Source organism: Rhodovulum kholense, assembly GCF_003053725.1.
Lineage (GTDB): Bacteria > Pseudomonadota > Alphaproteobacteria > Rhodobacterales > Rhodobacteraceae > Rhodovulum > Rhodovulum kholense.
Genome location: NZ_QAYC01000002.1, coordinates 276147 through 287128 on the forward strand (window position 1 = coordinate 276147; position 10982 = coordinate 287128).

General features: G+C 71.5%; 9 protein-coding genes and 1 riboswitch. Of the genes, 8 read left to right on the top strand and 1 reads right to left on the bottom strand.

What is annotated here, in order from left to right:
• Positions 1-7: 7 nt before the first annotated feature.
• Positions 8-808 (bottom strand): pyridoxal kinase, encoded by an 801-nt coding sequence (locus tag C8N38_RS04035; protein WP_158272296.1) that lies wholly within the window; start codon positions 806-808, stop codon positions 8-10.
• Positions 809-1291: 483 nt separating this feature from the next.
• Between C8N38_RS04035 and C8N38_RS04040 the strand changes: the two genes are divergently transcribed.
• From C8N38_RS04040 to C8N38_RS04075, 8 genes are all read left to right on the top strand, one after another.
• Complete coding sequence (locus tag C8N38_RS04040; RefSeq protein ID WP_108024177.1) at positions 1292-2725, top strand: serine/threonine-protein kinase; 1434 nt, start codon at positions 1292-1294, stop codon at positions 2723-2725.
• 46 nt (positions 2726-2771) lie between these two features.
• Positions 2772-3710, top strand: coding sequence for an FHA domain-containing protein (locus C8N38_RS04045; protein WP_245895503.1), 939 nt, complete (start codon positions 2772-2774; stop codon positions 3708-3710).
• Positions 3694-4644 carry a PP2C family protein-serine/threonine phosphatase gene (locus C8N38_RS04050; RefSeq protein ID WP_158272297.1) on the top strand — a complete coding sequence of 317 codons (951 nt, stop codon included), beginning with the start codon at positions 3694-3696 and terminating at the stop codon, positions 4642-4644. Before C8N38_RS04045 ends, C8N38_RS04050 begins: the two co-directional genes overlap by 17 nt.
• Positions 4641-5771 carry a P-loop NTPase family protein gene (locus C8N38_RS04055; protein ID WP_108024183.1) on the top strand — a complete coding sequence of 377 codons (1131 nt, stop codon included), beginning with the start codon at positions 4641-4643 and terminating at the stop codon, positions 5769-5771. Before C8N38_RS04050 ends, C8N38_RS04055 begins: the two co-directional genes overlap by 4 nt.
• Positions 5772-5909: 138 nt before the next feature.
• Positions 5910-7979 (top strand): dynamin family protein, encoded by a 2070-nt coding sequence (locus C8N38_RS04060; RefSeq protein WP_158272298.1) that lies wholly within the window; start codon positions 5910-5912, stop codon positions 7977-7979.
• A gap of 39 nt (positions 7980-8018) precedes the next feature.
• Positions 8019-9320, top strand: a complete 1302-nt coding sequence (locus tag C8N38_RS21795) for a dynamin family protein (RefSeq protein WP_245895504.1) — start codon at positions 8019-8021, stop codon at positions 9318-9320.
• Between the two features lie 143 nt (positions 9321-9463).
• Positions 9464-9895: a hypothetical protein gene (locus C8N38_RS04070; RefSeq protein WP_108024187.1), complete on the top strand. Its 432-nt coding sequence runs from the start codon at positions 9464-9466 to the stop codon at positions 9893-9895.
• A 1-nt stretch (position 9896) separates the two neighbouring features.
• Entirely contained in the window at positions 9897-10763 is an 867-nt protein-coding gene (locus tag C8N38_RS04075; protein WP_108024189.1) for a hypothetical protein, read from the top strand.
• A riboswitch (cobalamin riboswitch) is annotated at positions 10760-10960 on the top strand. (Overlaps the previous gene by 4 nt.)
• Positions 10961-10982 lie beyond the last annotated feature (22 nt).

The window sequence follows — 10982 nt, forward strand, 5'->3', positions numbered from 1 at the left end:
TTGCCTTTCAGACCTGCGAGTCAGGGCCGATCGCCGGGGCCGCGACCCAGCGCGGCGCGGCGGTCGCAATTGCCAGATGCGGAGCACCAATGCTGCACAGCACCAGCGCGTCGAGCCGGCCCAGCGCCTCGCCCGGCGCCATGCCGGCCGCGACCATCGCGGCAAAGGCATCGCCCACGCCATGCGGCACGCCGCCCCGCCGCAGGGTGCGGAACAGCGCGCTCCGCCGTCCGCGCACCGCCAGCAGTCCGGTGGCCTCGGCCCCCAGCGGCGGCGACGTGACCAGCACCTCGGGCGCGAGCGGCCCCGCTGCCTGGAGCGTTGCGGTCAGATCGGGCAACGCCCGGCCGGTCAGCCAGCCCAGCTCGAAATGGTTGGGTGTCAGCGTGTCGGCCAGCGGCACGAGCCGCTCGCGCACCGCCCGGGCGACCGCCTCGGGCACGTAAAGCCCGCCCGGCGCATCGCCGAGGATCGGGTCGACCACGATCCGGGGCGCCGGGTCCATGGCGCGCATCTCGGCCACCAGATCGGCCGCGAAGGCGACGTGATCGGGACTGGGCAGATAGCCGATCAGCACCGCGTCATGGCCCTCGAGAAGTCCATTCGCCCGAAGCGCCCGGGCCATGTCGCGCAGCTGGTCCACCGGCAAAGGCCCGCCCGCCGCCTGCGGCCAGCCCAGGTGATTCGACAGAACCACCGTCGGCAGCCCGGTGACGTCATGGCCCAGCGCCTGCAGCACCGCGCCCGAGGCCGAAAGGCCGACATGGCCCGAGGCCACAAAGCTTGAAACGATCAGGACGCGCGCCATCCCCTGCCCCTGTCTTGCTCCGCCCGAACGGCGGGTTCTTCTTCTATAGACCGGCCCGCAGGGCATGTCGAAACCCGCGTCGCGCGCCCGCCCGCAGCGGCCCCGAGCATGGCAGCCGAAGGGCCGTCGCCGGGCAGACCCGAGACCGCCGGACGGCCGGGGCCCACCGGGTGTTTCGCCAGAGGCACCGGTTCGGCCGTTCCGCGGGGTTTGACCTAGCGTTCAGGGGAAAAGACCGGCGGATGCCCGGGGAGACGACCGGCACATTGCCTCGAATTTGCCAGAATGCGGCGGTCAACATCCATGTTTTGGTCCAAGTTTTCCGTGACAGTCTAGCCCGAGCCGCCCCGCAATCCGCCGGGCCTCGGCTGGCCGCATGGGCTGCCTGCCGCGGGTCCGGCCCGAAGGGCGGCTGACCGCCGCACGAGACCGCCACCCGAAACCGCAGACCGCAACCGCCTCCGGAAGCCACGGACCGACCGCATGACAGCCGCTCTCGACATGCACAGCCCGACGCCCGCCGAGGGCCAGATGGAAGAGTTGCGTCCGGGCACAGACCTGCTGCGCGGCCAGTACCGGATCGACCGGTTCCTGAATTCCGGCGGGTTCGGGCTGACCTATCTGGCCCGCGACAGCCTGGGTCGCCGGGTGGTCATCAAGGAGTGCTTTCCCGATACGCTCTGCACCCGGTCGGGGCTCGACGTGCAGGCCCGCAGCCGCGCCCACGGCCCTGAATTCGACGCCATCGTCGAACTTTTCATCGACGAGGCGCACCGTCTGGCCTGGCTCGACCATCCCAACATCGTCGGCGTGCATCAGGTCTTCACCGACAACTCGACCGCCTACATGGCGCTCGACTTCGTCGACGGGAAGACCCTGCTCGAGATCATCGAGGATGCGCGCGAACGGCCGAGCCCGGCGCAGATCGAGGACATGCTGCGCAAGCTGCTCGACGCGGTCGCCTTCGTCCATGACCGCAGCCTGCTGCATCGGGACATCTCGCCCGACAACATCCTGATCGAACGCGACGGAAATCCGGTGCTGATCGATTTCGGCGCGGCCCGCGAACGCGCGACCCGTACCAGCCGCGTGCTGTCGCGCATGCAGGTGGTCAAGGACGGCTACTCGCCGCAGGAATTCTACGTGGCCGGGATCCGTCAGGGGCCCGCCTCGGATCTTTACGGCCTCGCGGCAAGCTTTCATCATCTGATCGCGGGCGCGGCCCCGCCCAACAGCCAGATCCGGACCGCCGCGCTGGCCGCGGGCGATCCCGACCCCTATCAGCCGCTCGCGGGCCGGATCGACGGACTGCCCCGGACCCTGCTGGCCTCGATCGACCTGGCGCTGAACGTGATCCCGCGCGACCGTCCGCAATCGGCGCGGGACTGGCTGGCCCTGCTGGACGCCGCGCCGCCGCGGCCCGCCGCCGGTCCCGCGCCCGCCGAGGCCCCCGACCCCGTCCTCGACAGCGCGACGCGCAGCGTCATCTCGCGGCTGGTCGACGAAACCAACCGCGCCGTCGCCGAGGCGCGCCGCCTCGCCGAGGAAGAGGCCCGGTCCCGCGGCCCGGCCGAGCCGCCGCGCCCGCCCGCGCGCCGCCGCCCCTTCGCCTGGCGCACCCTCGACGACGAGGACGAGGTAACCGCCACAGCCCCCGGCCCGGCCACGCCCAACCCCGACCGGGCCCCCGATCCCCTGCCCGCCGAGCCGGACACCAGCCTTGGCACCGCCCCGGCGGTCCGGCCGGTCAGGCGCCTTGCGGCGGCAGCGCCGCAGGCGGCGCCCCAGACTGCCGCAGCCGACACACTGGCCGGGGCCGGCCCCGCCCCGCCGGGCGCGCCGCCCCGGCCGGGCTGCGGGTTGTTCGGACGGTTCGCGTCCGGCGCCCTGAGCCGCCGCAGCAGGACGCGCCCGTAACCGGCCCGCGATGGGCCTCCACACCGCCGCACGGAGAAGGCACGCGATGGACTTCCTGAGACCCAAGCCCGAGGCCGAGCACGGCCCCGCCGTCCGGCGCGAGGTCGGGCCCCTCGACGCTCCCGATCCCTGGGGAAGCGATCTCGGCACCGATGCGCCGATCTTCGGCAGCATCATCCGCGAAAACGACACCGGGAGCGTTCCCAGCCTGTCCGCCGCCCGGACGGCCGGGGTCCCGGCTGCGCGCGTTCCGACCGACCTTGACGCCCCGATGGCGGACATCCCGCATCGGGGCAGCGAGCGGCCGATGACCCGCCTGCACAGCATGGTCGAGCCCCTCACTCCCGAAACCGCGCAGGACGCGCAGCCCCGATCCCTGCCGCAAACCGAAGCGGCCGGCCGGGCACCGCCGCCCCCCGCAGGGCAGCACGACGACCTCTCTGCGCTGGCCATCGCCGCCCCCGCCGCGCGGCAGAGCCTCCGCGCCAGGACCCGGTTCCTGGGCTTCGGCGCGCCGGAGGCAGAGACGGCCGATCCCTTCGCCGGGCATCGCCCTGCCCCGGCCGAGGCCGAAGCCGAGACGCCCGCCGACCGCCCCGATCTTCGGCGGTTTCCGGTCGGCTGGCTGGTGGTGACCGCCGGGCCGGGCCGCGGCGCCCATTTCGCGCTTTTTTCCGGTGTCTCGCAGATCGGGCGCGGCCCCGATCAGGCGGTGCGGCTCGATTTCGGCGATACCGCCATCTCGCGCTCTGGCCATGCGCTGCTGGCCTATGACGACGAACAGGGCCTGTTTTACCTCGGCAGCGGCGGCAAGGCGAACATCGTGCGCCTGAACGGCCGTCCGCTGCTGTCGACCGAAGAACTTTCCCATGAGGACGAGATCCGGCTCGGCGAGACGCGCCTGCGATTCATCGCCCTCTGCGGTCCGGGTTTCGCCTGGAACGCCCCTCAGACCGGACCCGACACCGATGACCGCACACGCTGATCTCAAGCTCGACACCGCCTCGGGCATCGCCCAGGGGCGGCGCGCGCATCAGGAAGACACCATCGTGTCGGACTTCCCCATCGGCGGGCGGGTCGGGCTGGTGGTGCTGGCCGACGGCATGGGCGGGCACGCGGCGGGCGATGTCGCCAGCCAGATCGCCGTGACCGAGGTGTTCAGCGCGCTGAAATGCGGTGCGGGCGACCCCGATAGGGTGCTGGCCCACGCGCCCCGGCTTCTGCGCCGCGCCGCGGATACCGCCAATACCTCGATCGCCGTCCATGTCCGGCGCCATGCCGAAACCCGCGGCATGGGCACCACGCTGATTGCGGCCATCGTCGCCGGAGACCGGCTGTTCTGGCTGTCGGTCGGCGACTCGCCTCTGCTGCTGTTGCGCGACGGCGCCTTGCAGCGGATCAACAAGGACCATTCGCTGGCGCCGCAGATCGACGGCATGGCCCGGATCGGCCTGCTGACCCCGGAAGAGGCGCGCCGCCACCCCGACCGCAACTGCCTGACCTCGGCGATCTGCGGCACCGAGATCACCCAGATCGACTGTCCCGAAGACCCGCTGGAGCTTGCAGAGGGCGACATCCTGGTCGCCGCCAGCGACGGGCTGGCCTATATCGGCCTCGACCGGATCCGCACCATTCTTGAAGAGAACCGGACCCGGTCCAGCACCGAGATTGCCGATGCGCTGTTCCGGGCGATCGAGGACATCGCCGATCCCGAACAGGACAATGTCTGCTTCAGCGTGATCCGCGTGCTTTGCGCGGCCGGTCAGCCAACGGTGCAGGCGCATCCGCCGCTGCGCCTGCTCGACGCTCCCCCGAAGACCGGGCCGCGCCCGGACTGTCCCTGTGCCACGGCCCCGCGCTCGCGGTTCGGCGCTCTGGCGGCCCGCTGGCTTCCGGGCCATCGGGGGGAGCTGTCGTGACCGACGCCCCCGAAGACGACCTGATCGCCCGAATCGACGCGGTGCTGGCGGCGGGGACCCTGCCCGACCCCGGGCGGCGCCAGGGCATGCGGCTGCGCCAGCGCCTGTCGCAGCCGGTGCGGGTGGCGGTCGCGGGTCCTGCTCAGACCGGCAAGTCGTCGCTGATCGCGCTGCTGGCCGGATGGGATGCCGATGCCGGCCCGGTCGCGAACGCGCCCCCTGCGGGCATTCCCTCGGATCTTTTCGATCGGATGCTGCTGCTGGAATGCCCTCTGGCGCCCGACGAGACGCTGCCCTGTGGCGCGGGGATGCCCGATATCGTGCTCTGGACCAGCCAGAGTTTCGAGGCGCCCGAAAGCGCCGCCTGGGCGCGGGTACCCGAGAGCCTGAAGGACCATTCCTTTCTGGTGCTGACCAAAGCCGACCTGCTGATCCGGGAAGGCGTGCTGTACGACCGGCTGGACCGGCTGCGCCAGCTTGTGGGCGTCGAATTCCATGCGCTTTTTCCGCTGGCCACCACCGAGGCGCTGGCCGCCGACCGTGGCCGCGCGCCCTGCATGCCCGCCGAACACGGGCCAAGCGGCGCCAAGGCGCTGTTCGCCGCACTCGAGCGGATGGTGCGGCAGGGCTTCGATGCCGACCGCGACCTGGCCGAGACCTTCCTGCACCGCTATGGCAGCCATGGCCGGTTCTCGGGCCCTGGCCCGCGCCGCGGGCACCCCGGCGCGGGTGCCCCGATGCCAAGCCCCGGGCCCAAGCCGCCGTCCCCCTCCGCGCCGCCCGATGCGGTGCAGAAGCGCCTTCGCCCCCGCGCCGGCGCGGACGACCGGAACCTCTGCGAACGCGGGCTTGCGGTTCTTGCCCAGGCGGCCTTCGCGCTTCCCGAACGGGTCGACCGTGACGACGCCGTCGCCGGGGTTCTGGGGATCTGCGCCGACACCGCGCTGAGCCTTGCCGACCTTCTGGGCGAGGTCCGGGATGTCTGCCCCGATCTCGACGAGGACATCCTCGATGCCTCCGAGATGCTGCAGCTTCTGGCGGTCGAGGACGATCCGGCCGCAGCCGCCGATGCCGTCACGCTTCTGCTGCAACTGCGGCGCGGGTTCGAGACCCGGCTGAGCGCCTGAGGAACGCCGCAACGACGCCATGCAATGGCCATTTTCGAGCGCATAATTGTTTCAGATGTCACAACAAAACGCCTGCTTCCGCCGGGCTGGCGCAGTCTCGGGCGAGTCGCAGGCCAGAAAATGGGGATTGGACCCGTGATGCAGGATGCATCTGCCTCCGCGCGCCCCGAAGCCGCCCGGCCCGATGCCCGTCACCCGGATCTGCTGGGCGATGGGCTCGACGGGTTTGCGCCGGTCGCCGAGCGTCTGGCCACCCTGCGCGCGGCGCTGGCCGATCTCGGCCGGGTCGGCGACGCAACCGCCGCGCGCGGCGCGCTCCGGCTGTCCGCACAGCTTGACGCGCTCGAACCCAGCGTGACCTTCGTCGGCCAGGTCAAGGCGGGCAAGACCTCGCTGATCAACGCGATGCTGGGCTGGCCCGACCTGTTGCCCGCCGACGTGAACCCCTGGACCTCGGTCGTGACCTCGCTCCATCTGGCGCCCGCCCCTCAGACCCTCGCGGGCGAGGCCCGGTTCCGCTTCTTCGACCGCGAGGAATGGGCGCGGCTGGTCGAAAAGGGCGGACGTCTCGGCGAACTGGCCAGCCGGGCCGGGGCCGAAGACGACCTTGACAAGGTCCGCCGCCAGGTCGAGCGGATGCGCGAGAAATCCCAGGGCCGCCTCGGTCGGCGGTTCGAGCTGCTGCTGGGCCAGGAGCACCGCTATTCCGCCTTCGATCTGGGGCTCGTCGAACGCTATGTCTGTCTCGGCGACGATTTCGAGGACGAAGAGGATGGCGCCGACGCCCGGTTCGAGGCCGCGGGCCGCTTCGCCGACATCACCAAATCGGCCGATCTGCAGGTCGATCATGCGGCGATGCCCATGCGCCTGTGCCTGCGCGACACGCCCGGCGTCAACGATACTTTCCTGATGCGCGAACAGATCACCATCGGCGCAATCCGCGACAGCCGGCTTTGCGTGTTGGTGCTGTCGGCGCATCAGGCGCTGTCCAGCGTCGACATGGCGCTGATCCGGCTGATCGCCACGGTCAAGGCACGCGACGTGGTGATCTTCGTCAACCGCATCGACGAGCTTTCCGATCCGGTCCCGCAAGTGGCCGAGATCCGCGCCTCGATCCGCGCCACGCTGAAGGCGCAGAACGGCCCGGTGGACGCGCCGATCCTGTTCGGCAGCGCGGTCTGGGCCGCCCATGCGCTGAGCGGCACGCTGCCGGGCCTGCCCGAAGGCAGCCGCCGCGCGCTGCAGCGCCTGGCCCGGGAACGCTTTCAGGGCGGCGAGGACCCGCAGACCCAGCTGCGCGGGGTCTGGGACATGTCCGGCCTGCCCGCGCTGTACCGCACGATTGCCGAGCGCCTCAACGACGGCGCTGGCCGCGAGGTGCTGGACCGCATCGCCCGCAGCACCGCCAATCTTGCCCGCAGCATCGGCGCCGCGCAGGGCACGGCCCTTCCCGCAGGCGCGCGGCCGACAGTCGACCGGGCCACGCTCGAGGCCCAGATCGCGGCCATCGCGCATCGCGCCGAAGAGGCCCTGGCCCGTGTCATCGACCGCGAACAGACCGAGTTCCGGACCCGGCTGGAGCGGTCGCATCGCAGTTTTCTCGACCGCGCCACGGCGGCCCTGATCGCCCATCTGGAAACCGAGAGCGAAGGCACCGTCTGGACCTACGAACCGACCGGGCTCCGGATGCTGCTGCGCTCGGCTTGCCAGCTTTTCGGCACGCGGATGCAGGCCGCGGCGCGGGGCGTGCTGGACGAGCTCGCGCGCGATATCGCCGCTGTCTACCACAATGCGCTTGGGATTGACGGAGCGTTCACGGTCGAGGCCCCCGACCCGCCCCGGATCGGGCCACCGGTCGACATCGCGCGCACCATCGCGCTGGACGTCAAGGGCAGCTGGTGGCGCCGCTGGTGGACCCGCCGCCGCGGCCATGGCGCCTTCGCCGCCGATTTCCACGCGATGATCCGGGACGAAACCCTGCCGATCCTCGATGCCCTGCGCCACGACCATGCCGAACGGGTCCGCGCCGATCTGATGGCGACATTGGCCGGTTTTGTCGACGACCAGCGCGAAATCGTCGAGGCCCTGACCCGCAAGGACGAGGTCGCGCCCGACGCTCTGGACGTGGCGCTGCGGAGGCAGGCCCGGCAGGATCGCCTGCAGGCCATCGAAAGCGCGATGACGACGATGCTGAAAGAGGCGGCCTGAGACCCGCCGACGCCCGAGACCTGCGGAAGAGACTGTCAGATGAGCGATCCCTACGACCTTGATATCCGGGCGATGCTGGAACGCGCCCAGGCGATGGACGCGGCACCGGCCCGGCCGCGCCCGGCCGAAAGCGGTGCGAGCCGTCCGGCGCTGGCCCCCGAAGAGGCCGTGCGCGCGCAATTCGGTGGCCGGGACCGGTCCGACGCTCTGGAGACCACGCCCGACGCCGACACCAGCTCTGACCGTCCCGCAGCAGATCCGGACAACGCGGTCGAGACGGGCGCGGACCAGATCCCGCACGGGAGCACGGAACCGCCTCAGACGGATACCTCTGCCCCCCCGGCCGAGGCCACACCGCCCAAGGCCGACCCTGAATTTGCACCTGCACCTGAACCTGACAAGGATGCCCTTGCAGCCGGCACCGATCCGGCCCGCCCAGCCGATCCGGTCGAAGTCGAGGTTCGCCCGCATCTGCCCGCCTTCGCCGCACACCCGAACCCTGCCGATCTGCCCCCCGGGGCACGGCCCTGCCTCGCGCTGATGGGCGAATTCAGCGCGGGCAAAAGCACGCTGATCCATCTGTTGATCGGCCAGTCGCCGCTGCCGGTGAAGGTGACCGCGACCCAGCTGCCGCCGGTACGGCTCTCCTACGGCTCTGCCCCCGCCTGGCGCGAGGATCGTTTCGGCCACACCGAACCCGTCGAGATGGCCGACCTGCACCGTCTGTCGCCCGCCGAAACCCGGCTGATCCAGATCCATGCCGAAGCCGAGATCCTCAAGCTTTGCGACCTGATCGACATGCCGGGCATTTCGGACCCGAACATGGGCTCGGAGGTCTGGGAAAACGCCATCGGCCTCGCGGACGGGGTGATCTGGTGCAGCCATGCGACCCAGGCCTGGCGCCAGTCCGAAGCCGCGGTCTGGGACATGTTCGCCGACCGGCTGGGCGAAACGAGCCTTTTGCTGCTGACCCGGTTCGACAAGCTGGTGACCGACCGCGACCGCACCCGGGTGTTGCGCCGGGTGCGGCGCGAAACCGAAGGGCTTTTTGCCGACATCTGCCCGATCGCCCTGACCGATGCGCTGGATGCGCAGGACGATCCGGCGCGCTGGGCTGCCAGCGGCGCCGACGGGTTTGGCCATGCGCTGCGGCAGGTGCTGCGGCTGCTGGGCGCAACGGCGAACGACCGGGACGCGCCGGTCCTGCTGGACCCGGACTGGCGCGTCGGCGGGGCTGGCATGCCCGTGCGTCCGCGGCGGGTGCAGATCGACGAAAGCCGCACTCGGAGCCCGCGGCCCCTGCGCGCGCAACGGCCCGGCGCAGCCCCCCCGCCGGCCTGACGCCGGCCTGACCACACGTCCGGTCCATAGCAAGGCGTGTAAGCCCGCGAAGGTCCATTCCGTTGCACCCCCTTGGCACGCGACGCCCGCTTGCGCGCTATTGCCAGTGGCCGCCGCCGGAAATTCGGATAAACTCGGGCACGATGCCGCTGACCATCACCATTCAGGCGCTGCGACGGGCGATTCCCGATTGCCGGGTGATCGCATTCGTCGACTTGTCGGCGCGGCTGGTGCTGCGGGCCGAGGCCGAGCATCCTCAGCCCCAGGAATTCTACGATGCGCTTTGTCTTCGCGGCGCCCTGCTTCTGGGCGGGCAGGCCGCTGCGGCCTCGACAGAAGTGTTCGGGACCGATCAGGCGCCCCCCGAGGCGGTATTGCTGCACGGGGGCGGGTTCGAGCTTTTCGTGCGGGCGCCGCGCGACCCGGACGAGGCACTTTGCGCGGTGATCGGAGGCGAGGCCGATATCGCGGCCGCGCTTGCCGCCATGCGCGCCACCATGGCCGAAATCGTCGAGATCGTCGATGCCGCGCCCCCGGCCACCGCGGCTGGCGGGTCGCAGGAGCGGGGCCGCTGAGATGGCCGGGCTCGAGCGTCTCAACGCCGCGCTGGCCAAGCTGAGGGGCGCCGAGGCCGCCGCCGAACGCACGGTGCCCGGGGGCGTGGACGGGATCGTCGAGGTGCTGCTGACCGAGATTTCGGAAACGATCCTGCCGCGCGAAATGACCATAGGCGACGGGGCGGGACAGGAAATCCGGCTGCTGGCTGCCCGTCGGCGCCTGTTGCGGGTGGGCCGCACGGCGCCGGTGACACCGGACGCGACGCCGATCCCGGCCGAGCCGCCAGAGGCCACCGGCGATCCCGCCGAGCCGCTGATTGCCGCCTTTCACGGCCGGGTTCGCCCCTTCGTCGCCAAGGCGGCCGAGCTGTCGGTCGCCGCGAGCCGCCCTCCCTACCGGGTCGATCCGACCGAAGCGGGGTGTTCGGTCGAGGCGCTGCGCGCGGCCGCAGACCGCGACTGGACCGCGCCTGCGGCCAGCGCCCCCACGCCCGAGACCCGTCCTGACCTGGCCGGAGAGACCGCAACCCCGCCGCCCGATCCGGTCGGCACCTGTCTCGCCCGGGCAACGGCCGGGCTGCGGCTGCGCGAGGGCCAGATCGTCGCGATGCAGGGCGATGCCGAATTTGCCCACCGGCTGACCGGCTTCACCGGGCTCGGGTTCGGCGCGATGACCAAGGCCGCCGGAGACGGCCCCGGGACCACCTGCGCGATCCTGCGCGCCCCCGCGCCGCTGAACCTTCTGCTGGTGCGGGTCGCCCACGGCCGGGACGCCGCGCTTTTCCTGACCCCGACCGACGAGCTTCCCGCGATCCTCGCCCTCTGCCGCGCGACCGGACCTGCCGCAAGGAGTGCGCCGCTTGACAGGGCCGGGAGCCCGGATTAACGGACAATTGTCTTGGTTCGCCTGGAAACGGGCGATGAAAAGGGAACGCGGTGCGGCCTTCGTCGGCTCAATTCCGCGGCTGCCCCCGCAACTGTAAGCGGCGAGCGCGGCTGATCGTGCCACTGGGGTCCGCCCCGGGAAGGCCAGCCAAGCGAGGACCCGCAAGCCAGGAGACCTGCCAGGGCGATCACCCAGCCTGTCCGCGGGGCGCGGCGCAGG